The sequence below is a fragment of the Hoeflea sp. EC-HK425 genome, from assembly GCF_902498795.1.
Classification (GTDB): Bacteria; Pseudomonadota; Alphaproteobacteria; order Rhizobiales; family Rhizobiaceae; genus Hoeflea; species Hoeflea alexandrii.
In genome coordinates this window covers 1,078,053-1,099,949 of the sequence record NZ_LR701572.1, presented here as the reverse complement: position 1 = coordinate 1,099,949, position 21,897 = coordinate 1,078,053, and the positions used below count along the sequence as shown (strand labels likewise).

Genomic DNA, 21,897 nt, shown 5'->3' with positions numbered 1-21,897 from the left:
CTTCTCAGCAGCCTGATCTGCTGTCAGAAGCCCTCAGCAGCAGACGTCACGATCTCATCGAGCAAGACATTGACCTGATCGCGCTCACCACCTGCCGGCAACAACCGATGGCCGACCACGACCGTGCCCGGATTGGCTTCCGCTTCATAGACAAACACCACATAGGGGCAGTAGGCGATGTCGCCGATCTCGGCTTCCATTACCTGGCGCGACACCACCGCCGAGCAGAAGGTGAAGAATTCAGCATCCTTGTAGAGCGCCTTGCCGGCCTCCACGTCGGACGCGGTGCGCTTGAGCATATCGCCGATGAAACCGTGATAATCGATCTTGAAGCCGCGATTGACGATCGCGTTCTCGATGCCCGAGGCAACATCGGCGAAGACTGCTTCTGTCTCGACGGTCCTGACATCGTCACCCGCAGCATGGGCCGATGCGGCAAAGCAGGAAAGAGCAATGGTTGCAGCAAGTAGCGTTCTCATGTGACACCTCCGGTCAGGGGACGACCCCCTACACATATCGAATTTTCACTATATACCAAAACGACAAGGGCCGCGACCGATTTGATCGCCGCCTGCCACACACTCCTGGCTGGTTGTCTTCTGAACCGCCCCGCCCTTACCGGCCGATCCGGTCGGCTATGAGCTCGATTCGGATTTTTCCTTGGCGAGTTGAATATAGTCGAGCGGCAACTGCGTGGTGTACTTGATCTGCTCCATGGCGAAGGACGACGATACGTCGCGGATCTCGATCTTGGCGATCAGCCGCTTGTAGAATGCGTCATAGGCGGCGATGTCGGGCACCACCACGCGCAGCAGGTAATCGACGTCGCCGCTCATCCGGTAGAACTCGACCACCTCCGGAAACTCGGTGATCACCTCCGAAAACCGCTTGAGCCATTCATTCGAGTGCGAGTTTGTGCGGATCGAGACGAAAACCGTCACCTTGGCATTGACGGCAGCAGGCTCGAGCAGCGCCACACGCCGCTTGATCACGCCGTCTTCCTCGAGTTTCTGGATTCGCCGCCAGCAGGGCGTGGTCGAAAGCCCTACCTTCTTGGCGATTTCAGCCACCGCCAGCGTGGCGTCCTCCTGGAGGAGGCGTAGTATCTTGCGGTCGAGGCGGTCCATGAAAATCTCCGGAAACAGGAATAAACACCCTGATACTCCGTCTCTTGCCCCTTCACAAAGAAGATTTTACCTCTCAAAGACAAATCGATAGTTTATCGTTTCTGTTTATGGCGAGATCTCCCGTTTCACGATCTGTTTGAGCTCCGGCAGCAGCTCCGTCTCGAACCAAGGGTTCTTGCGGATCCAGCCGCTGTTGCGCCAGGACGGATGCGGCAGCGGCAGCACGGCGCATCCGGCACCGCTCTCGGCCATGATGGATCTCCAGTTGCGCACCGTTTCCGTCAGCGATTTCTGCCTGAGCCTGCCCAGATGCCAGGCCTGCGCATACTGACCGATCACCAGGATGAGCTTGAGTTGCGGCATGTGCTCCATCACCATGCCCCGCCAAGCGGGCGCGCATTCACGCCGTGGCGGCAGGTCGCCGCCCTTCGCGTCCTGGCCCGGAAAACAGAACCCCATTGGCACGATGGCGAAGTTGTCTCGATCATAGAACTGCGCTTCGTCCACACCGAGCCAGTCGCGCAGCCGGTCACCGGAGGGGTCGGTAAACGGCCGGCCGCTCCGGTGCACCCGTGTCCCCGGCGCCTGGCCGGCGATCAGGATCGGCGCCCTGGACGAGGCTACACAGACCGGGCGCGGCTCGTGCGGCAGCGCATTGGTAGAACCGCCGAGAGGGGCATCCCGGCAGATCCTGCAGGATGCGATGTCGGCAAGCAGTGCGTCGAGCGCCGCCTGCCTGTCCCCGGAACCGTCGGCGGCACCGCTCATTGGCCAGTCAGGCCTTGGCGCTCGGCCGCGAAGACACTGCCTGGTACCAGCGCATCACATTGCTCAGATGTTCCGGACGCTCGATCTTCGCCGGTTTCATGAAGTCCATTCCGATCATCCCGGTGATGTCGGCAATCGTGTAGCGATCGCCGGCGATGAACTCGCGATCAGCCAGTTCAGTGTCCAGCATTTCCAGAAATTTCAAAGCCTTGGGCCGGTTGACCTCACCCCATTCGGGAAGTTGCGGCACTTCCCACTCCTTCATCGCCGGATGCGTATGCCGGAAAGCGTTGGCGACCGCACCAAGGAATATCAGTTCCACCCGGCGGTTCCACATCTCGACGATGGCCTTGTCCTTGGCATCCGTGCCCATCAGCGGCGGTTCGGGATGCAGTTCCTCGAAGTAACGGCAAATCGCCACCGTTTCCGAAATCGCCGTGCCGTCATCCAGCTCAAGCACGGGCAGGCGTTGCAGCGGGTTGAGCCTGGTGACTTCCTCGGACTTATGGCCCAGTTGCCCCATGTCCACCGGCACCTTTTCGACCTCGATCCCCTTTTCCGCCAGAAACACGGTTACCCGGCGCGGATTTGGCGCCCGCCCGCCATCATAAAGCTTCATGCGATTTCCTCTCCCAAACAAAGATCCGATCAGACACCAAACAGCCGTCGCAGGAAAGCCGTCAGCGTTGACAATCCCGCATGAAAATCTTCGTCGAGCCCGCCATAAACGGCGCGCCACTCTTTCGGCTGTTCGAATTCACCGGCCCAGAGTCCTGCCCGCGCCGACCTGGCTTCCGCTTCCGCCAATACATAGTCCCCGAAAGCCACCGCGTGGCCGGACCGCACCATGGCCGCGTTGAGATCGATGCCGCCTGACCGGCATCGCACCAGATCCCGGCCGTAGCGATCAATGCCTTCACCCTTGCAGTCGACCGGCGTGCTCCCAACAAGACTTCTCAGGTGGGCTGCCGATTCCAGACCACAGCCATAGTCCAGCCCGTCCCTCAGACAGCGCTGCTTGAGCTCGGGTGCATCGATACCCTTGAGCCGCAGCCGCCGCGCTCCCATAGCCAGACTGTCGCCATCGACAACGCGCACGGACCCCGAAATCTCGGTTGCTGCGAACTCTTCCATGCGGGCGGCAAAGAAGGCTGCGCCGGCAAAGAGCAGCACGGCAACGCAGATATCGAGGATCCTGCGCCAGCGCGGCCGCCGTGCTCCTGCCTGCCGTCTGCGAAATCTCATTATGTCAGATGATCCCATTCATCCATTGGATTCAAGACGATTGATCCGACTGCAGCTCAAAATGCAAACAGGTTCTTAAACTTTGACGACTAGATTTTCAGCCCAAACCGGAGAAATCGGAACCGCTGTGTCGACGCCTCAGACCATGACCGACAAGAACATTGTCGATCGTTCGCGCATTCACAAGAACGCGGCGGTCATGAAAACCGTGCGCGCCACCCGCGAACAGTTGCAGTATGGCCGTGAGCGTTCGCCCTTCTTCGACCATGAGATGCTCCGTCTCCACATCAACGCAGTGCTGCAGGGCGCCGCCGCACCGGCTGTTCTGGTGATCCTGGCCGCGGTCGGCGGCCTCTGGTTTGACGAAGCGCTGTGGTTGCTGGGCTGGGCGCTGATGACGCTGGTGGTCTATGCCGGACAGATTCTCATCGCCCGACGCGCCTCGCGCGAACACTCCAGCCAGGAGAACTTCGGTCGGTGGCGCAAGCGCTTTCTTGCCGCCTATACGGTTATCGGCCTGACCTGGGCCCTGTTTGCCTTTCAGAACTGCACCACCTGTCAGGGTGACACGTTCGTCTTCTACAAGGCGGCTGTGCTGCTGATTGCGCTCGCCGCAACCGCGATGACCACATTCGCCTTGCGCTATGCGTTCTACTTCGCGGCCATTCCCGCCATCCTCGCGCTTGCGGCCCGCGCCTCGATCAGCCGCGATGCGGCGGACCTTTCAGCTTTTGCCATGATTGCCGCAGCAGCCCTGTTCTTTGCCTTTATGTCGCAGCGCCTCTACAGCACCAACCTGAAGATGCTGAGCTACCAGACCGAGAAGGACGACCTCATTGCGGAACTCGAGGTCGCCAATTCCGTCTCCGACGAAGCCCGCCGCCGTGCCGAGGAATCCAATCTCGCCAAATCGCGCTTCCTGGCCTCGATGAGCCATGAACTGAGAACCCCGCTCAACGCCATCCTTGGCTTCTCCGAGGTCATGTCCGGCGAGGTGCTCGGCCCGATCGAGAATGCCAGCTACAAGGAATATGTCGGCGACATCCACCGTTCCGGCCAGCATCTTCTCAATCTGATCAACGAGATCCTCGACCTGTCGCGAATTGAAGCAGGTCGCTACGAGCTCAACGAGAATGCCCTGTCTCTTGCCGATATCGCCGAGGACTGCATAGGCCTGGTGCAGCTCAAGGCGCGCAGCAAGAACATCCGCATCATCGAGGCGTTCGAGGAAAACCTGCCGATGGTCTGGGCGGACGAGAAATCCATGCGCCAGGTGGTGCTCAACCTTCTCTCCAATGCGGTCAAGTTCACCCCGTCCGGAGGGGAAATCCGCGTCAAGCTCGGCTGGACCGCCGGTGGCGGTCAGTACCTGGCGATCAAGGACAACGGCCCCGGCATTGCCGAGGAAGAAATCCCGGTGGTGCTTTCTGCCTTCGGCCAAGGCTCGGTCGCCATCAAGAGCGCGGAACAGGGCACCGGCCTCGGCCTGCCCATCGTCCAGGCAATCCTCGCCAAGCATGGCGGCGAATTCGTGCTGAAATCGAAACTGCGCGAAGGCACCGAAGGCATCGCCATCCTGCCACGCAACCGCGTGCTTGAAAGCATGGCGCCGGTGGAAGGCGTCCCCGGCGGAGCAGTCAAGAAGAAGCGGGCTTTCGCCTGAACTTCCGCCTCTTGCCTGACTGACGGAGCTTCACTCCTTGCCGGCAACTCCTGCCTGGGAGAAGGTTGCCATGCCTGAATGGCATTGGGCCGCCGACTTGACGATGCCGGCGGCCAGTGCGGCGCCTGTCCCCTCGCCCAGCCGCATGCCAAGTGCCAGCAGCGGCGTCTTGCCGAGTTTTTCGATGGCCGCCATATGGCCCGGTTCGGCCGAGACATGCCCGATCAGGCAATGATCCAGCGCCGAAGGGTTGGCCGCATGCAGCACCGCAGCCGCCGCGGTTGCCACATAACCGTCGATAAGCACCGGGATGCGTTCCATCCGCGCCGCGAGGATCGCCCCGGCCATGGCCGCGATCTCGCGCCCGCCCAGCCGGCGCAGCACTTCGAACGGATCATCGAGATGGCTCTTGTGCAGCGCCACCGCGGTTTCAACGACCGCGATCTTGCGCGCCAGCACCTCGCCTTCAGCGCCGGTGCCCGGACCGACCCAGTCGACCGCAGATCCGCCATAGAGCGCGTAGAAGATCGCCGCTGCAATGGTTGTGTTGCCGATGCCCATTTCACCGATGCACAGAAGATCGGTGCCACCGGCGATCGCCTCCATGCCGAACGCCATCGTCGCAGCACAGGTGCGCTCGTCCATCGCCGCTTCGACCGAGATGTCACCGGTCGGCACTTCCAGCGCAAGGTCGAAGATCTTCAGGCCAAGGTCATTGGCAACGCAGATCTGGTTGATCGCGGCGCCGCCGGCGGCGAAATTTTCCACCATCTGCGCCGTCACCGAGGGCGGGAACGGCGACACGCCCTGCGCGGTGACGCCGTGATTGCCGGCGAAGATCGCCACCAGCGGGCGCGTCACCTGTGGCGAGCGTCCCGTCCAGGCGGCCAGCCAGAATGCGATTTCCTCGAGCCGACCCAGCGAACCTGCCGGCTTGGTCAGTTGCGAATCACGCTCGCGCGCCACCGCCAGCGCGGAGCTGTCAGGGCCCGGCAGATTGCGCAGGAGTTCGCGAAAATCATCAAAAGGCAAACCGCTGGCACTCATTTTTTTCTCCAAGACTTTTCTGCGCATGACGCGCGACGTGGCCCGGTGTAATTGTCAAATCGCCCAAGGACAATAACGTTCGCGACATCCGGGGTCTTGCCCCGGACAATGCCGCCCGCCGGAGAGCCCATGCAGATCAGCGACTACATCGACGACCTCGTTCGCGCCACCGGTTTCCTCAGCCGCCTGCCGATGCCGGCACGCCATTTCGAGGACCATGACGGGTCGTTAAGCCGGGCGTCAGGCATGGCCCCGATGGCAGGCATCGTGATTGCCCTGTGCCCGGGTCTCGTGGCCCTGCTGCTTTCGGCCGCGGACGCCAATGCGGCGCTGACGGCGATCCTGTGCCTCATGGTCCTGATTGGCGTGACCGGGGCGCTGCACGAGGACGGACTTGCAGATTGCGCCGACGCACTGGGCGCGCGGGGCGGACGGGACAAGATGCTCGACATCATGAAGGACAGCCGCATCGGAACCTACGGCGTGCTTGCGCTGCTGCTGAGCGTTTCGCTGCGCGCCGTGGCACTTATCATCATCCTGTCGGTCGCTGGCGGATGGGGTGCATTCTTCGTGCTGCTGGCGGTTGCATCTGCCTCCCGTGCAGCCATGGTATGGCACTGGAACACGCTGCCATCGGCACGCTCGAACGGCGTCGCCGCGGCAGTCGGCGCGCCGGAAGAAGGCGCTGCGACGCTGGCACTTGTCTCCGGCACCGTCGTTTTCGTGGCTCTGGTCACATTTGCAGCGGGCATCGTCGCCGCGCTGTTCGGTCTGGCCCTTCTGGCGGCGGCAGCACGCCGGTGGACCACGATGGTCCGCTCCCGGCTGGGCGGGCACACCGGCGACACGATCGGTGCGACCCAGCAGATCAGCGAGACAGTCTGCCTGACGACCCTTGCCCTTTTGCTGTGAACGACCGATATAAAACACTGACTGTTGTACCAAACGAGCGAAACCACCGATGAGCATAGAATCGCCCTGCATCCTGGTATGCTCGATTGACATGAAGAGCGGGTTTTGTTTTGGCTGCGGTCGAACCCGCGACGAGATTGCTGGCTGGATGAACTATTCTCCCGAGTCCAGACGCCAGTTGATGGCGGAGTTGCCGGCCCGGCTCGAAACGGTCGAGCGCAAGCCCCGCCGCGAAACCAGGCGCCAGCGCATTGCGCGTGAACGCCAGGACAGTTGAGAAGGATGGTTTTCGTTCTCGCGCTGATCGGCGCCGCCCTCGCCGTCCTGATTTTCAATCATGAAACGGGTTTCAGCTTCGGCCTGCCAAACACCGACCTCGCCAGCCTCGTCTATCTCGGCCTGATCGCCTCGGTCATCGGCGCAGGCGTGGTCGGCGCTCACCGCAACATCGGCGAGATGGTCAAGAACCTGCTGATCTGGGTGGTGATGATCCTCGGGCTTGCCACCGGCTGGCTCTACCAGGACCAGGCCAAGGAGGCCGTGCTGCGTGTCGCCGGGGGCCTGGCGCCGGGACGGCCGGTCACTGTTTCCGACGAGAAAGGCCAGGCGGTCCTGATCCGCAAGTCACTCAACGGCCATTTCGAGGCGGCAGGCGACGTCAACGGCCAGCCGGTGAACTTCCTGATCGACACCGGTGCAACGTCGATCGCCCTGTCGCACCGGGATGCGCTCAGCATCGGCTTTACCGAGGGTGAGCTGAACTACTCGCTCATCATCAACACCGCCAACGGCCAGGCCCGCGCGGCTCCGGTGCGGCTTGACAGCGTCGCGATCGGCACCGTCGAACGACGCGGGCTTCGCGCCACCGTGGCCGAGCCCGGCCGTCTCGACCAGAGCCTGTTGGGAATGAACTTTATCTCTTCCTTAACCGCTTTCGAGATGCGGCGGGACGAAGTCATCCTGCGCGACTAGTATCATCTTGATGAGAAATGCCGGCCTGGTTCAGGCTGCAGCCCGTCCGACCGGCGGAAAGCCTCGGGCAAGCGACCGGTGACACTGTGACAGACGTTCCATCGCTGCGCGGTGGAAACCCGATTGTTCAAATATTGCTGCATTTGTTTCCCGGTTACAGGTCGCGCCATGATAACGAGTTTTCAATCCTACCAGTTCTACACAAAGGACATCAACGAGACCCTGCGCCGTGCTGCGGCGGACGCGGTCACCAGCCGGGAACTGCAATACTACCGCGACAACATCGGCTCGATCACCAGCATTGACGAGTTCCTCGGCGACGACCGGATCTACGCCTATGCGATGAAAGCCTATGGCCTGGAAGAGATGACCTACGCCAAGGCCTTCATCCGGAAGGTGCTGGAAAGCGATCTGACCGACACCGACAGCTTTGCCAACCTGCTGACAGATACCAAGTACCGCACGCTGGCGGCGGCCTATGATTTCGGCAGCACCGTGACATCCGAAATCATCCAGACCACCAGCCAGATCGACAACCTGATCGATACCTACGAGCAGTCCATCGAGGACAATGACGGTCAGTTGAAGGCAGACACCGCCTATTTCACAGCCGTCTCGCAGACATTCACCACTGTCGACGATCTCTTCAGGGACACGCGGGCGCGGGACTACGTTTTCACCACCTTCGGAATCGATCCCTCGACCTTCGACTACAACACGATCAGAAGCGTCATCACCAGCGACATCAGCGATGCCAACAGTTACGTGAATTCCGTGATTGCGCCGCAGGTCAATGACTGGCTTGTTCTCGTCGACGATCTCAACACGCAACTCGCCGACCCGGCCAATACTCCGGCGCAGAAAGACAAGATCAACTACCTGATTGCCCAGTACTCCAAAGCCATCGCCAAGGCCGACAATTTCTACAATCTGGCGGCCGCGTTCAACTTCAAGGCTGACGGCACGCTGGATGCCGGCGTCGACGCGATGAGCGCCGCCCAGCTGAAAATGGTCACCGAATCCTACGTCCTCTCGCAGCCGAGACTGACGACCACCGGCGCCCTGCTCAACAAGCAGTATTACGAGGACACGATTTCGACCGTCACCACGATCGACGAGCTTCTGAACAATTCGCGCCTTAGCATCATGTTGTTGACCGCCTACGGCATTCCCCTGACCACCAGCCGTGCCGATGTGAAATGGGCGCTGGAACAGGACACCTCCGACCTCAATGGCGAGATTTACACCAAGAGCGAGGGAATGATCGCTCTGGCCAAGGCCTTCAATTTCGAAGCCGATGGCAGCATCACTCCTGGTCTGGATATTCAGGACAGCGATCAGCTCTTCCTGACCATGGCCAATTACATCGACAAGTACAATGATGCCGATGAGGAGGCCGACCAGGCCGCGATCGCCAAGTACAAGCTCTATATCGGGCTGACCAAGAACCTCGATGACTTCCTCTCTGCCGAACCGGCAGCGGTGACCATTCGCGAATTTGCGCTGAAAGCCTTCAACATCGCACCCGAAGAGGTCTCCACCTTCAAGCTCAAGCAGATCTTCACCAGCGACCCCTATGATCCCGAGAGCTATGTCAACCAGATGAAGGACGACCGGTTTGTGCAACTGGTCAAGGCCTACAACTTTGCCGCCGACGGCAGCATCGGCTCACCGCGTTATGCACAGTCCGAAAACGAGATCACCCGGATCAGCAAGGCCTACTACACTGCCGTCACCAGGCTGGATTCGAGCGAATCCTCCAAGGCTGCGGCCGAAGCCGAAGCGGTCTACTACCGCACCCAGCTGCAGTCGCTGGAAACCGTTGATCAACTGCTCGCCGATGTCCGCCTGAAAAACGTACTGCTTGTCGCCGAGGGCCTGAGGCCGGTCGATGTCAGCAACGAGATGCTCAGGGCCGTGCTGACCTCGGATCTCGATGATCCCGACAGTTTTGCCAACCAGCAAAGCGATATCGGATTTCAGAAGGTTGCCGGCTCCTTCAATTTTGATGCCGACGGCTTCATCCGCAGCGAGTCCGGCCGCAGCGTCCAGAATGAGCGCGGCCTGGTTGAAACCCAGCGGCTATACCTGACACAGGCGATCGAAGAAGAAGCCGGACAGGAAAGCCTCGGCGCCCGTCTGGCGCTCTATTTCGAACGCATGGCGCCCACTGTGACTAGCAACTTTGAAATCCTGGCTGACGATGCCCTGGCGCAATTTGTCCGAACAGCGTTCTCCATTTCAGAAGAGACGGCAAGCAGCGACATCGACAAGCAGAAAGCCATGCTGGACAGGTACCTCGATGTGGACGACCTGCTCGATCCGGAAAAGCTGGAATCCCTTATCCAGCGTTTCCTGGCGCTTTACGATCTCGACAATGGTGCGCCGGACCCACTGCTTACGATCATGAACGGCAGCACCTCGATCAACTTCGAGACGGTGGCGACACTGGCGCAATTGCGCGCCAGCTTCTGATCCTGACACTGTCGCAGCCGCCTGAGCATGGCATCCGACGATGGCACCGATCTCCGGGACTTGACGGTCAGCTCAGGCTGTAGAGGAACCGGGCTGCGACCGAGAGCATGAAGATGCCGAACCCAATCTCCAGTTGCCGCTTGTTCAGCGCATGGGCAAAGCGAACGCCCAGCGGCGCCACCACAAGCGTGATCGGGATAATCAGTGCCACGACCACCCAGTTGATGTAACCGGTCGAAAAAGGCGGCAGGCCACCAGCCCCCCATCCCGCCCAGATGTAGCCGAACAGACCGGGGATGGCGATCAGCACGCCAACGCCTGCGGAGGTGGCGACCGCACGGTGAACCGGGCTGCCGTAGAGCGTCATGAAGGTGTTGTTGAGAACGCCGCCGCCGATCCCCATCAATCCCGAAAGCAGCCCGATCAGCCAGCCGACGACAGCCCTTACCGGATTGGAAGGCAACACGGTTCCAAGCCGCCAATGCTGCCGGTTGAGCAGCATGCGCACCCCGACGAGAATGGCGATCAGGGCAAAGATCGCCCGCAATCCGGCGCTCGAAACCGACGCAGCGACCACTGCTGCCGAAAAGACCCCGAGTGGCACGGGCAGAATCCAGCTTCTGAGCAGATCCTGGTCGACTGCGCCGCGTTTCCTGTGCGCCAGGAACGAGCGGATCGACGTGGGCACGATGATTGCCAGAGACGTGCCGACCGAAAGATGCATCCGCACCGCATCGTCAACATGCAACAGTCCGAACAGCTGGTAGAACACCGGGACCAGGATCGCCCCACCCCCGATCCCGAACAGGCCTGCAAGCAAACCTGCCACTGCTCCCGCTCCGGCCAGCGCAACCGCAAACCAGATCAAATCCCCCACTGCCGGCATTGACGCTGTTCCTTGTACGCGGTTTGCGGCGGGTGCCGCGGCATCTCGCCTGCTGGCTTACCCCAACGGACAACCGTCATCAAACCGAGACATAGATCGGGCACTCTCCCCCTGCGACCGGCGCACACAGATCCGGCCGCATGAACTTCATGGGCCGGTTCCCCGCACGCAACTCGGCCGCGTCTGGAGTTCCCCGATCCGGGTTGACGCCCCATCCCCCGGCAACGGGCTGAAGGCTGGCACGTCCAGCCTTCTTTTTTTCCTCAATCGCAGTGCCGGTATCCGGCCTTGCGCGTTCTCAGATCGAAATGGAAGTGGTCCTTGTGGTGGATATCGCTGCCCGGACCAAGCACTGTGGTGAAATACTTGCAGCTGTCGTGCCTGATCGTCTTGAGCAGGCTCTTCTCGCGGAAGGAAAAGAAGCCGGGCTTGCGCACGGCAATCGCTTGGCCGTTGTTGAGCGTGATCTTGCCGACATCGATCGCATTGCCGCTGGCATGCTCGGACATCGGGGCCCCGCGTTTGGAGTTCATGGTCCTGCACGAATAGGAGGAGAGCTGGCGGATCGAACTGACGCCGGAGAGATAGCGGAGCCGCGCCGCAGGCGCGAGTTCGTTCTTGACCCATTGCGCAAACGCGTCCGTGATCTGGCAGTTGAGCTTCGCCGCCGGCTTGATCTCGATACCGCCCGAAAGCTCGGTGACCTCTATCGGATAGGGGATCGAGCAGCCCTTGCCGCTGTTGATGGCCGGAAGGTCGCGGAAGGTCACGCCCAGGCGTTTCAGCCGGTTGCGGCAGGCCTTCTCCGAAGCCGGCATGCCTCCGGCCCATTGCGGTGCGTTCATCGGATCGGTGACCCGCGGCATCAACCCGGCCACCTGCACCTGGGCATTTTCGGTGCGGTCGTTCTGCAGCGAACCGTCGGATCCGCTGCTGGAGGGATAGCCCGAAGCGGTGACCAGTTGCGGGTTGTCGGTGCCGATGCCCGTAACGATCGGCTGATCGCCGCCACTCTCGGGAAGGGCCGAAGTCATCTGTCTCGTGTCGACGCCGTCAGAGACCGGATAGGCAAGTACATTCTGCATCGGCGCATCCGGACTGTTGGGCACGGCACTGTCGGAGACGTCGGCAAACATGGCCGGCGCAAGCGGCGCGCTGGTCATTGCTGGGGCAACCGGTTCGCTCAGGATGACCGGCGCAGACGGCTCGATCGCCAAGAGATCACCCGGAGGCGCCATGTCGCCCGAACACCCGGCAGCAAACAGCGCGGTTGTCAGCGCCAGTCCGGCTCTGGAAAGCCGGCAATGGCGGTATCTGGATACGCGGGACAACATGGCTTACTCCGGAGATACGCAAAACTAACCATGACACTCTCACACAACAGTAAAGGAAGACTGATCCCAGGCGTTAACGCCTGGGGCAATATTGCGGCAATTGGTCGATCCACGGCCCCGACTGCGGGGACGGTCGCAACCGTGGAGGTCGGATCACCTGGCCGTCTTCCCCATGTTCTCGCCGACTCTCCCTTCAAAACAATGCGGCGCCGGGTTAAAGCTTCAGTCAAATGAGGAGATGACCATGATCAGCCCGACCGGTGAATTGACTTTGCGGACCCTTGCCATGCCGGCCGATGCCAACGCCGCCGGCGACATTTTCGGCGGATGGGTGATGGCCCAGATGGACCTTGCCTGCGGCATCCGCGCCGCAGAGCGGGCCCGTGGCCGTGTGGTCACCGCCGCCGTCAATGAGATGTCTTTCGCCATGCCGGTCAAGATCGGTGACACGCTGTGCATCTACACCGACATCGTCAAGGTTGGCCGCACTTCGATGACGCTGCTGGTCGAGGCCTGGGCGCAGCGCTATCTCTCGCCGCAGATGGACAAGGTCACCAACGCCCTGTTTGTCATGGTGGCGCTGGACGCAAACAACAAGCCGACACCACTACCGGCCGAGTGATCCGGCAAACCAAAGCCCAGCAGCACAGCTTGAATCAGCGCATCAACCACGCGATTCAATCCGGCAACGAACCTCCTCAACCCTTTGGATAAAAACGCAAATCTGAATTCAACCAGCAATGAGCTTAGGGGAAGACAGAGCGTGTTCGTCAGCCGGCTTTGCCTGCTGCACCATCACCAGCCTTGGCCCCTTCCGGCTGGCTCATCTCGTAAAGGTACAATCGCGTCTTGCGCCGGTCGGCGAGCTCCCAGATCTCCGAAGCCTCGACACCGGGCACTGCGAAACTGTTCGAGACCAGCAGGCTGCCGAGCTTCATTTCCCGTCTCGCCTTTTCAAACAGCTGCGGCATCGGTTCAGGCGACAGAAACGCATAAACAATGTCTTCACCGGACAGGTCGGTTGACCAGATATCCTGGCGCACAATCTCACCCCGCCGCTGGATTTTCGACAGGAGGGCAGAAACCAGCCAGACCATCGGCGCAGATTCGACGCCGGTCGCATGCCGCCCCTCCCCGTCCAGCGCCCGCACGACACCGCCAAGACCCGAACCAAGGTCGATGAAGCGCCGGGCGCCGCGTTGATGTACCAGCGACAGCAGAGCTTCGGTGGTGAGCCGGTTGGTCAGATACAGCGGTACGCGCTCCCGCGCGGTGTTGGAAAAGAAGAGATAGAGCAGGACAAACCCGACACCGAATGGCCAGGCCGGCAGTTCGCCAGCATTGAGCGCCAGCGCCAGCGCAGCCGGAAAGCACAGGCCGATCCAGACCCACCAGACCGGCAGGCCCAGCAGCCTGGTCACCAGGGCGGCCGCCACGCTCTGGACAACCAGCCCGAGCCAGAACAGGCTCTGCGCATCGAGCACACCCGCCAGCCCGGCGCTGATCGCGATCACCATGACGCCGGCTGCGACCTGCGCAATGACCGCGCCGATGATCGGGTAGCTGCGAATTGCCTTCATGCCGGATCCTGTCGATTGGACCGCCTGCCGTGCCCCATCGTCAGGCCGCGGCTGTCAGATCGCTGAAGTCGATTGCGTCGAACGCGGCCGCGATTACCTCGGGGCCCGCACCGGGACGAACCGCGTCCGCCGACAGGATCTGGCGGAAACGGCGCGCCCCGCGCACACCCTGGAACAGCCCGACCATGTGCCGGGTGACGTGAACAACCCGGCCACCGGCCACAAGATGTTTCTCGGCGTGTGCCATCATGGCTGCGCAAACCGCAGCCCAGTCGGTATCAGCCACATCCATCCCGTAGATCTGCCGGTCCACCCCACCGAGCAACGAGGCATTGTGGTAAGCGGCCCTGCCGAGCATCACGCCATCGACATGATTGAGATGCTCAACGGCCTGATTCAAATCCGTAACACCACCGTTTATCCCTATGAAGAGATTGGGATAATCCTGCTTCAATCGGTAAACTCGATCATAGTCAAGCGGCGGAATGTCACGGTTTTCCTTGGGCGAGAGCCCCTCGAGCCAGGCCTTGCGTGCATGCACCCAGATCGCGTCGACGCCCGCATTCGCAACCGCGCCGGCGAGGTCCGAGAGGGCAACCTCCGGATCCTGCTCATCGACCCCGATGCGGCATTTGACTGTCACCGGCACACTCGCGACAGCCTTCATCGCCGCCACGCAGCGCGCCACCAGATCGGGCTCGCGCATCAGGCAGGCGCCAAAGGCGCCGGACTGCACCCGGTCGGACGGACAGCCCACATTGAGATTGATTTCGTCATAGCCAAAATCACTCGCAATCCGCACCGCCTCGGCCAGCTTGTCCGGCTCCGAGCCGCCCACCTGCAACGCCACCGGATGTTCACACGCATCATAGCCGATCAGCCGTTCGCGATCGCCATGGATGATGCCATCGGCAACCACCATCTCGGTGTAGAGCAACGCCTCACGCGTGAGCTGACGATGGAGAAACCGGCAATGCCGGTCCGTCCAGTCCATCATCGGCGCGACCGCAAATCGATGTGACGGATAGGTGCTCATATCGTCCTTTTGATCGGATCAAGAAAAGGCTGGATTTTCCGGCCAAACATTCTGGCCTGCGTATAGCGCAATTTTCCCAGGTGCGAAACTCCGGCCTCGGTAGCCTTGCGACCGGCCTGGTGGAACAAGTCCCGGCACTTCTGCGTTGACCACCAAACAGCAACGGAGATCTTCATGCCGACAGACAAGAACGGATCGCCCATAGACCCCGTCGACGCCCAGATCGGCGGCGACGGGGACATCGACGGCATCGCCCAGACGCTGACCGCCGACGATATCAACGCTGTGCTGATGTCGCCACAGCCGGCCGAACAGCGGCTTGAAAGCCTCAAGGCGATGCGCGCTGAAATAGAAGCACGATCCCATGCCGACTTCGGAAACGACATGGGACCGTTGCTCGACGACATTGATGCCGCCATCGCCCAACTGTCATCCCGGGCCTGAACCCGGTTCGATCAACCAGCCCGGTTCGATCAACTCGTTTGCAAGGAGCAATATCCATGGCCAGCAATTCGCACGGAGCTTCCGTCAAGGACGACGACACATACGAGGCATTGCGCGACGACGGCGCCTCCAAGGAAAAGGCTGCCCGCATCGCCAACGCCCAGGCCAATGACAGCCAGAAGCCATCGGTCAAGGGTGGCAAGGCTTCACCCTACGATGAGTGGACCAAGGACGACCTGTATCAGCGTGCCCAGGACCTTGATCTCGACGGCCGCTCCTCAATGAGCAAGGACGAACTGATCACCGCACTGCGCAACAACTGAAGACGCGATCAACCCTCCGGCCCGCCCAGGCAGGCCAGAAAACCCCGCTCGGATTGCCCCCTCCGTAGCGGGGTTTTCGAATCCACGAACCCATTCAGACCTTCAGGCTTGCGACCTGCGCCACGGCATCCGCCGCTTCGCGGCCCTTCTGCACAAAGTGGGTTGTGAAAAAGGCTTCGTGTTCGCCCTTGGGCTGGAAATGATGCGGGGTCAGGGACACAGAGAACACCGGAACTTCCGTCTTGAGCTGGACATCCATCAGCCCGGTGACGACCGCCTGGGCGACGAAATCATGCCGGTAGATGCCGCCGTCGACCACCAGGGCGGCAGCCACGATCGCGTCATAGTCTCCCGTTTTTGCCAGTTTCTGCGCCAGGAGTGGCATCTCGAACGCACCGGGCACGTCGAAGGGACGGACTTCGGCGTCAGGAGCCAGCTCCGCCATGCGCTGCCTGAAGCCCACAAGCGCCTGGTCGACGATATCGGCATGCCAGCGAGCCTTGATGAAAGCAATTTTGAGGGATTTTGTCATTGCTCGGATCCTTTCAATAATGACAAGATCCCAGAGCGCACAAGCGCTTGGAACGGGTCTTTCGACCCGCTGCCTCACGCCCATTCTCTACCATCCGGACTGTAACCGTCGGCCCTGGAGTTTCACCAGTGTCTGCTGACCCACCCGAAGGTGGCGCTCGCGGGCTGTAACCGCCGGTGGGGAATTCCGCCCCGCCCTGAGAATAGGGTGGTGGTAATTTGTCAGCTGGCCGGAGTCAATTCGTTCCGATCCGTGCCTGGCTCAGACCCTCGGACCAGCCCCGTGACACTGCGTTCACCGCACCGAACCCAGGCTATCGGGAAATGTCGGAACTCAAGCCGCGGGCATGCGTTGACTGCTCGTAAGTTTCACGACCAAGGAGCAAACCATGCCCACAATGGAAAATGCGAAGATCCTCATCATGTCGACCCACGGCTTTGAGCAGTCAGAACTGGAATATCCGCTCGAACACCTCAAGAAGGCCGGCGCTACCGTTCACGTCGCCACCCTCGACGGCAAGCCGATCAAGGGTTGGGATGAGAAAGACTGGGGCAATACCGTCGACGCCGATCTGAAGATATCGGACGTCAATGTCGATGACTACATCGCTCTTGTGCTGCCTGGCGGCCAGATCAACCCGGACCTCCTGCGCGTCGAAAAGGATGCCGTGCAACTTGTCCGCGACTTCGTCACCAACGACAAGATTGTCGCCGCCATCTGCCATGCCCCGTGGCTGCTGATCGAGGCCGGCGTCATCAAGGGCCGCGAGGCAACCTCCTACCACTCGATCCGCACCGACATGGAAAATGCCGGCGCCAAGTGGGAAGACAGCGAGATCGCGATCGACAACGGCATCATCACCAGCCGTTCGCCCAAGGATCTCGAGGCCTTCGTCAACAAGATCATCGAGGAAGTCCGCGAAGGCGAGCATCATCGTGATTCCGCCAACGCTGCCTGACCTATACCGGGGTGGCCACCTCTGTGGCTGCCCCGGGCCAGCCCGTTCAGCATCCAACCGGTGTCCACTGGGCTGAACATCCACCACCCGAGGGAGATTGCATGACCCACCTGCCCGTTCCACACAAGACCCTCATCGTTGTCGGCACCGGAGAGGGCGCCAAGTTCTACCGCAATGCCGGCAAGAACGGCGATCTCAAGCTGCAGCATTCGAAAGATCTCGAACCCGGCGACCTCGCCGATCAGGGTCCCGCCGGCAAACAACCGCCGGATACGTCAGCCAAGGAATCGATGGAAGCGACATTTGCCAAGATCCTGGCAAACCACCTTTATGCGCTTGCCCAGTCGCACAAGTTCGACGACCTCATCCTGGTCCTCGATCCCGACACGCTCGGTGAAACCCGCCCGAGCCTGCATGTCAGCGTGACGGACAAGATCATGCTGGAGTTGCCCAAGACTTTGGTCAACAGCCCAACCGATGAAATCGAGAAGTCCATCATGGCCGCGCTTTGATCGCCAGTCTGACTTCCGGCCGGGCCCCACACCCGGCCGGTTTCACGACTGCCCTCCTCCGCTCCTTTTCGAGATAGCTTGCGACTACCTTTCAAACCTTTGGGGAGTTGCTTCATCGCATCGTAAATGCGAAATCCGGGAAGGATTTTACGTTTGGGGGGGATCATGACTGTCAGCTTTACCACAGATCGCATGCTGCATTTCGGCGACTGCGACATTTCCGGCACCGCCTATTATCCGTCCTATCTCAACCTGCTCAATGGCGTGAACGAGGAGTTCTGGGCGGCGATCGGCTACCCCTGGCACGAAATCATCTGGAAGGAACGCTGGGGCACGCCGACGGTGCATCTGAGCTGCGATTTCTCCAAGCCCTCTTTTTTCGGCGACAAGCTGACCTTCGAGCTGACTGTCACCAAGGTCGGCAAATCATCAATGACCGTGGAGCACACCGTGCTGTGTGGCGAGGAGAAGCGCTGGACGAGCAAGCAGGTGCTGGCGGCGAGCCATCTCGACGAACACACCTCCATGCCCTGGCCGGACGACGTCCGCGCCAAGCTGCTCTCGTTCCTGCCAGCCGATCCCGCAGAGTGATCTGCGGGACTGTGCCGGCAGTTCAGGTCAATCGGATCTGATTTTCGGCGATTTCTCCGGGATCAGCCCGGAGCGGAACTTCTGCAGCACGAACTGCAAGAGCAGGCCGACCAGCAGCATGCGGATATAGGATGAGCGCGTAATCCATTCCGGCGGCAAGCGGCTGGTGATGATCTCGGTCGCCGACCAGATGAACCAGATCGCAAGCGCACCAACGATGGCGCCCTTGTTGTTGCCGGATCCTCCGGCCATCAGCATCACCCAGACCAGGAACGTCACCAGCAGCGGCTCGGTTGCCGACGGTGACAGGAACTTGAAGTAATGTGCCGACAGGGCGCCGGCGAGGCCCATGATGGCGCAACCGATGACGAAGGTCTGCAACCGGAACCAGTCGACGTCCTTGCCCGCGGCGCGCGCCGAATCCTCGTTGTCGCGGATCGCCCGCAAGGTCCGCCCCCAGGGACTGACATAGAGCCTCTGGCACAGGATGTAGACGGCAAGCACGCAGAGCCACACCATCGCCAGATAGAGAAGATCGGCCTCCCTGCCCTGCACCAGATCGCCGAACGGACGCGGCACCCCGGCAATGCCGAGGCTGCCGTTTGTCAGCCAGGATTCGTTGACGATCACCAGCCGCAGGATCTCGGCGATGCCGACCGAGGCCATCGCCAGGTAATCGCTCTTCAGCCGAACGCAGATCTTGGCCACCACCCAGCCGGTCACCCCGGCGACGATCATCGCCGCCACAAGTCCGAACGGGATCGGCAGCTCGAAACCACCCAGATGCTTGGTGGAGACAGCCGTGGTGACGATCGCCGAAGTATAGGCGCCGACCGCGAAGAACCCGGCGATGCCGGCATTGAACAGACCACCCATGCCCCATTGCACATTGAGCGCGAGACAGAGCACGGCATAGATGCCGCCGGCGATCAGCACGCTGACCAGGTAGAAGAAAAGGCCGGTGAGTTCCATTACAGAAGCCTCCCCTTGAACAGGCCCTGCGGCCGGAACAGCAAAAGCGCCACCATGATGAAGAAGGCGACCGCGGATTTGTAGGAAGGCGAGATCAGCGGCTCGTCGCTGAGCCAGGTAAATGTCGCGGTTTCCTCGGCAATGCCGATGATCAGCCCGCCGGCAATCGCGCCCATCGGCTTGCCGATGCCGCCGAGCACGGCCGCCGCAAACATCGCCAGCAGCAGGTTCCAGCCGAGATTCGGATGCATCGATGTATCCATTCCGGCGAAAACCCCGGCGGTTGCGGCAAGTGCCGCCCCGATCACCCAGGTCCAGCGCACCACGCGCTCGGTATCAAGCCCTGCAACGGCTGCCAGTTCCGGCTCGTCGGAAACAGCACGCATGGCCCGGCCAAGCTTCGACCGGGTCAGGAAGAAGTGCAGCGCAACGGCGATGATCAGTGTCAGGATGATCACCTGCAGATGCAGTTCCGAAATCCGGAACGTGTCGAAGAACACCATTGGCGGCCGAACGCCGGAAACGAACACCTGGTTGCCGGAACTCCAGAACAGCTGCGCCAACGAGCGGAAGATCAGTGCCACACCGAAGGAGGCGATCACCGTGTAGATGGTCGGCAGCTTTCTCAGCGGCTTGTAGAAGAACTCATCCACCGCCAGCGCCGCCCCGATGGCCAGCGCCATGCCGACCGGCAACAAGAGCAGCGGATGCAGCGGAATGAACCAGACCGCGGTCAGCACGCCGTAGCCGCCGATGGTCATCAGGTCGCCATGGGCGAAATGCGCAAACCGCAGGATCCCGAAGATCATCGAAATGCCGACCGCGCCAAGCGCATAGACGCTGCCGATGGTCAGCCCCGGAACCAGATAGAGGTTGATAAAGTCGATCACGCTGCTGCACCCCCGAGGAAGGACCGCCGCACCGCGTCGTCGTTGAGCAGCGCCTCGCCCGTTCCTGAAACGAAATTCTTGCCGCTGACCAGTACATGGCCATTGTCGGCGATCCTGAGCGCCTGCTTGGCGTTCTGCTCGACCATCAGGATGGTCACACCACGCTTGCGGATGTCGAGCAGCAGATCGAAGATGATCTCGAGATAGGCCGGCGAAAGACCCGCGGTCGGCTCGTCGAGCAGCAGCAGCTTCGGCTCGCTCATCAGCGCCCGGCCCATCGCCACCATCTGCCGCTGGCCACCCGAGAGTTCACCCGCCGCCTGGTCAAGCTTGCCCCTGAGGTCGGGAAACAGCGACAGCACGTTCTCGCGCACCTTTTCCTTGTCCTTTGGCGGCGCGGCATAGGTGCCGACATCGAGGTTCTCGTCGACGGTGAGCGTCGGAAACACGTTGCGGCTCTGCGGCACCATGGAAATGCCCAAGGGCACCAACTGCGCCGTCCTCAGACCGGTGATCCCCTTGCCGGCAAAGCTGATTTCGCCCTCCGAACGTGCGGTCAGGGCGAAGATGGTCTTGAGCAGTGTCGACTTGCCGGCCCCATTCGGCCCGATGATGACGGAGATCTCGTGTTCGGCCAGATCGAGATTGACCCCCTCGATGATCGGCACACCGCCATAGCCGGCAGTAAGCCCTGCAACCGACAGCAAAGCGCTCATGACTGGGCCTCGTATTTTCCGCCACCGAAATAGGCTTCGATGACGCGTGCATCCTGGCGCACATCATCGACCGAGCCGCGGGTCAGAAGCGTGCCCTGCGCCATGACGATGACCTCGTCGCAAAGTTTCGAGACATAATCGAGATCGTGCTCGATCAGGCAGAAGGTCAGCCCCTGCTCCTTGTTCAAGAGCAGGATCTTGTCGGAAATCTTGGCCAGCAGGGTGCGGTTGATGCCGGCGCCGATCTCGTCGAGCAGGATGATCTTGGGCTTGCGCATCAGTGCCCGGCCGAGTTCCAGCAGTTTCTTCTGGCCGCCCGAGAGGTTGCCGGCCTTCTCGTCCTTGACATGGTCGATCTCGAGGAAGGCCACCATGTCGCGCGCCGCGCGGTATGTCGCCTCCTCTTCGGCGGCAAACCGGCCGCGCCGGAAAATGACGTTGAACACGTTCTCGCCGATTGGGGTGGCGGCGGCGGCCATGAAGTTCTCGATCACCGTCAGTTGAGAGAATTCATGCGGGATCTGGAAGGTCCTCGCCAGACCGCGCGCCGCGCGCTGATGCGGCTTGAGCCCGGTGATGTCCTTGCCCTCGAGCAGGATCCGTCCCCCGGCCAGCCCCACATGCCCCGCAATCGCGTTGAACATGGTGGTCTTGCCGGCGCCATTCGGCCCGATAAGCCCGGTGATCCGCCCGGACGGTATGTCGAAGCTGACGTCATCGACGACATTGGGGCCGCCGTAACTCACCTTCACATGTTCAACTGATATCATTTGCGCCCCATAGTGCGGTTTTGTTCAACCGCCGGCGAGCCTTTCCGAGCAGGTCCTTGCCCGACGGATGGCTCGCGCTTTGTTTATGCCCCTCCCCGCGGGTCGCAGGGAGGGGCTGAAGTTTCAGGCCGGTTCAGGCCAGTT

Annotated in this window: 26 protein-coding genes and 1 riboswitch; of the genes, 11 read left to right on the top strand and 15 right to left on the bottom strand. The window is 61.2% G+C overall.

Annotation, left to right across the window (positions count from 1 at the left end):
* Positions 1–23 precede the first annotated feature (23 nt).
* The 5 genes from SPHINGO391_RS07970 to SPHINGO391_RS07950 all read right to left on the bottom strand — a co-directional run bounded on the left by SPHINGO391_RS07970 (position 24) and on the right by SPHINGO391_RS07950 (position 3,140).
* Positions 24–479: a DUF302 domain-containing protein gene (locus SPHINGO391_RS07970; RefSeq protein ID WP_152008328.1), complete on the bottom strand. Its 456-nt coding sequence runs from the start codon at positions 477–479 to the stop codon at positions 24–26.
* A gap of 156 nt (positions 480–635) precedes the next feature.
* The gene (locus tag SPHINGO391_RS07965) at positions 636–1,127 is read right to left on the bottom strand and encodes an Lrp/AsnC family transcriptional regulator (RefSeq protein WP_152008327.1); all 492 of its coding nucleotides are present in this window, start codon (positions 1,125–1,127) and stop codon (positions 636–638) included.
* Between the two features lie 105 nt (positions 1,128–1,232).
* Positions 1,233–1,895, bottom strand: coding sequence for a uracil-DNA glycosylase family protein (locus SPHINGO391_RS07960; protein ID WP_152008326.1), 663 nt, complete (start codon positions 1,893–1,895; stop codon positions 1,233–1,235).
* A gap of 7 nt (positions 1,896–1,902) precedes the next feature.
* Positions 1,903–2,514 (bottom strand): glutathione S-transferase, encoded by a 612-nt coding sequence (locus SPHINGO391_RS07955; protein WP_152008325.1) that lies wholly within the window; start codon positions 2,512–2,514, stop codon positions 1,903–1,905.
* A gap of 29 nt (positions 2,515–2,543) precedes the next feature.
* Complete coding sequence (locus tag SPHINGO391_RS07950) at positions 2,544–3,140, bottom strand: thermonuclease family protein (RefSeq protein ID WP_193217227.1); 597 nt, start codon at positions 3,138–3,140, stop codon at positions 2,544–2,546.
* A 145-nt stretch (positions 3,141–3,285) separates the two neighbouring features.
* On the opposite strand from SPHINGO391_RS07950, the gene SPHINGO391_RS07945 reads away from it, so the two are divergent.
* A complete protein-coding gene (locus SPHINGO391_RS07945; RefSeq protein ID WP_152011480.1) occupies positions 3,286–4,803 on the top strand; it encodes a HAMP domain-containing sensor histidine kinase in 1,518 nt (505 codons plus the stop codon).
* A gap of 30 nt (positions 4,804–4,833) precedes the next feature.
* On the opposite strand, the gene cobT is transcribed toward SPHINGO391_RS07945, so the two are convergent.
* The gene (gene cobT / locus SPHINGO391_RS07940; RefSeq protein WP_152008323.1) at positions 4,834–5,850 is read right to left on the bottom strand and encodes a nicotinate-nucleotide--dimethylbenzimidazole phosphoribosyltransferase; all 1,017 of its coding nucleotides are present in this window, start codon (positions 5,848–5,850) and stop codon (positions 4,834–4,836) included.
* A 129-nt stretch (positions 5,851–5,979) separates the two neighbouring features.
* Here cobT and SPHINGO391_RS07935 point away from each other — a divergent pair, with 129 nt between their 5' ends.
* From SPHINGO391_RS07935 to SPHINGO391_RS07920, 4 genes are all read left to right on the top strand, one after another.
* Positions 5,980–6,762 carry an adenosylcobinamide-GDP ribazoletransferase gene (locus tag SPHINGO391_RS07935; RefSeq protein ID WP_152008322.1) on the top strand — a complete coding sequence of 261 codons (783 nt, stop codon included), beginning with the start codon at positions 5,980–5,982 and terminating at the stop codon, positions 6,760–6,762.
* A gap of 49 nt (positions 6,763–6,811) precedes the next feature.
* Entirely contained in the window at positions 6,812–7,039 is a 228-nt protein-coding gene (locus SPHINGO391_RS07930; RefSeq protein ID WP_152008321.1) for a DUF1289 domain-containing protein, read from the top strand.
* A 5-nt stretch (positions 7,040–7,044) separates the two neighbouring features.
* Positions 7,045–7,734 carry a TIGR02281 family clan AA aspartic protease gene (locus SPHINGO391_RS07925; RefSeq protein WP_152008320.1) on the top strand — a complete coding sequence of 230 codons (690 nt, stop codon included), beginning with the start codon at positions 7,045–7,047 and terminating at the stop codon, positions 7,732–7,734.
* A gap of 168 nt (positions 7,735–7,902) precedes the next feature.
* Positions 7,903–10,209 carry a DUF1217 domain-containing protein gene (locus SPHINGO391_RS07920; RefSeq protein WP_152008319.1) on the top strand — a complete coding sequence of 769 codons (2,307 nt, stop codon included), beginning with the start codon at positions 7,903–7,905 and terminating at the stop codon, positions 10,207–10,209.
* Positions 10,210–10,276: 67 nt separating this feature from the next.
* Here the strand turns inward: SPHINGO391_RS07920 and SPHINGO391_RS07915 are convergent, their stop codons facing one another.
* Together SPHINGO391_RS07915 and SPHINGO391_RS07910 are read right to left on the bottom strand one after the other, a co-directional pair.
* A complete protein-coding gene (locus tag SPHINGO391_RS07915) occupies positions 10,277–11,095 on the bottom strand; it encodes a sulfite exporter TauE/SafE family protein (protein ID WP_152008318.1) in 819 nt (272 codons plus the stop codon).
* A gap of 263 nt (positions 11,096–11,358) precedes the next feature.
* Positions 11,359–12,429, bottom strand: coding sequence for an extensin family protein (locus tag SPHINGO391_RS07910; RefSeq protein ID WP_244615143.1), 1,071 nt, complete (start codon positions 12,427–12,429; stop codon positions 11,359–11,361).
* Between the two features lie 238 nt (positions 12,430–12,667).
* Between SPHINGO391_RS07910 and SPHINGO391_RS07905 the strand changes: the two genes are divergently transcribed.
* Positions 12,668–13,051 (top strand): acyl-CoA thioesterase, encoded by a 384-nt coding sequence (locus SPHINGO391_RS07905; RefSeq protein ID WP_152008317.1) that lies wholly within the window; start codon positions 12,668–12,670, stop codon positions 13,049–13,051.
* Positions 13,052–13,199: 148 nt separating this feature from the next.
* Here SPHINGO391_RS07905 and SPHINGO391_RS07900 read toward each other — a convergent pair whose 3' ends face one another.
* Together SPHINGO391_RS07900 and dusA are read right to left on the bottom strand one after the other, a co-directional pair.
* Positions 13,200–14,009, bottom strand: a complete 810-nt coding sequence (locus SPHINGO391_RS07900) for a hypothetical protein (RefSeq protein WP_152008316.1) — start codon at positions 14,007–14,009, stop codon at positions 13,200–13,202.
* A gap of 40 nt (positions 14,010–14,049) precedes the next feature.
* Positions 14,050–15,045, bottom strand: a complete 996-nt coding sequence (gene dusA / locus SPHINGO391_RS07895) for a tRNA dihydrouridine(20/20a) synthase DusA (RefSeq protein ID WP_152008315.1) — start codon at positions 15,043–15,045, stop codon at positions 14,050–14,052.
* 174 nt (positions 15,046–15,219) lie between these two features.
* Here dusA and SPHINGO391_RS07890 point away from each other — a divergent pair, with 174 nt between their 5' ends.
* Together SPHINGO391_RS07890 and SPHINGO391_RS07885 are read left to right on the top strand one after the other, a co-directional pair.
* Positions 15,220–15,489, top strand: a complete 270-nt coding sequence (locus tag SPHINGO391_RS07890) for a hypothetical protein (RefSeq protein ID WP_152008314.1) — start codon at positions 15,220–15,222, stop codon at positions 15,487–15,489.
* Between the two features lie 56 nt (positions 15,490–15,545).
* A complete protein-coding gene (locus SPHINGO391_RS07885; RefSeq protein WP_152008313.1) occupies positions 15,546–15,812 on the top strand; it encodes a Rho termination factor in 267 nt (88 codons plus the stop codon).
* A 94-nt stretch (positions 15,813–15,906) separates the two neighbouring features.
* On the opposite strand, the gene SPHINGO391_RS07880 is transcribed toward SPHINGO391_RS07885, so the two are convergent.
* Complete coding sequence (locus SPHINGO391_RS07880; protein WP_152008312.1) at positions 15,907–16,344, bottom strand: 6,7-dimethyl-8-ribityllumazine synthase; 438 nt, start codon at positions 16,342–16,344, stop codon at positions 15,907–15,909.
* Positions 16,345–16,422: 78 nt separating this feature from the next.
* Positions 16,423–16,552, bottom strand: a riboswitch (FMN riboswitch).
* Between the two features lie 180 nt (positions 16,553–16,732).
* Here SPHINGO391_RS07880 and SPHINGO391_RS07875 point away from each other — a divergent pair.
* The 3 genes from SPHINGO391_RS07875 (at position 16,733) to SPHINGO391_RS07865 (ending at position 18,405) form a co-directional block, all read left to right on the top strand.
* Complete coding sequence (locus SPHINGO391_RS07875; protein ID WP_152008311.1) at positions 16,733–17,302, top strand: type 1 glutamine amidotransferase domain-containing protein; 570 nt, start codon at positions 16,733–16,735, stop codon at positions 17,300–17,302.
* A 101-nt stretch (positions 17,303–17,403) separates the two neighbouring features.
* A complete protein-coding gene (locus SPHINGO391_RS07870; RefSeq protein ID WP_152008310.1) occupies positions 17,404–17,814 on the top strand; it encodes a host attachment family protein in 411 nt (136 codons plus the stop codon).
* Between the two features lie 165 nt (positions 17,815–17,979).
* Positions 17,980–18,405, top strand: a complete 426-nt coding sequence (locus SPHINGO391_RS07865; protein WP_152008309.1) for a thioesterase family protein — start codon at positions 17,980–17,982, stop codon at positions 18,403–18,405.
* Positions 18,406–18,432: 27 nt separating this feature from the next.
* Here the strand turns inward: SPHINGO391_RS07865 and SPHINGO391_RS07860 are convergent, their stop codons facing one another.
* The 4 genes from SPHINGO391_RS07860 to SPHINGO391_RS07845 are packed head-to-tail and all read right to left on the bottom strand — an operon-like array spanning position 18,433 to position 21,753.
* Positions 18,433–19,377 carry a branched-chain amino acid ABC transporter permease gene (locus SPHINGO391_RS07860; RefSeq protein WP_152008308.1) on the bottom strand — a complete coding sequence of 315 codons (945 nt, stop codon included), beginning with the start codon at positions 19,375–19,377 and terminating at the stop codon, positions 18,433–18,435.
* Positions 19,377–20,267 carry a branched-chain amino acid ABC transporter permease gene (locus tag SPHINGO391_RS07855; RefSeq protein WP_152008307.1) on the bottom strand — a complete coding sequence of 297 codons (891 nt, stop codon included), beginning with the start codon at positions 20,265–20,267 and terminating at the stop codon, positions 19,377–19,379. The genes SPHINGO391_RS07860 and SPHINGO391_RS07855 overlap by 1 nt, the downstream gene beginning before the upstream one ends.
* A complete protein-coding gene (locus SPHINGO391_RS07850) occupies positions 20,264–20,983 on the bottom strand; it encodes an ABC transporter ATP-binding protein (RefSeq protein WP_152008306.1) in 720 nt (239 codons plus the stop codon). The genes SPHINGO391_RS07855 and SPHINGO391_RS07850 overlap by 4 nt, the downstream gene beginning before the upstream one ends.
* On the bottom strand, positions 20,980–21,753 hold the full coding sequence (locus SPHINGO391_RS07845) for an ABC transporter ATP-binding protein (protein ID WP_152008305.1): 774 nt from the start codon (positions 21,751–21,753) through the stop codon (positions 20,980–20,982). The genes SPHINGO391_RS07850 and SPHINGO391_RS07845 overlap by 4 nt, the downstream gene beginning before the upstream one ends.
* Positions 21,754–21,897 lie beyond the last annotated feature (144 nt).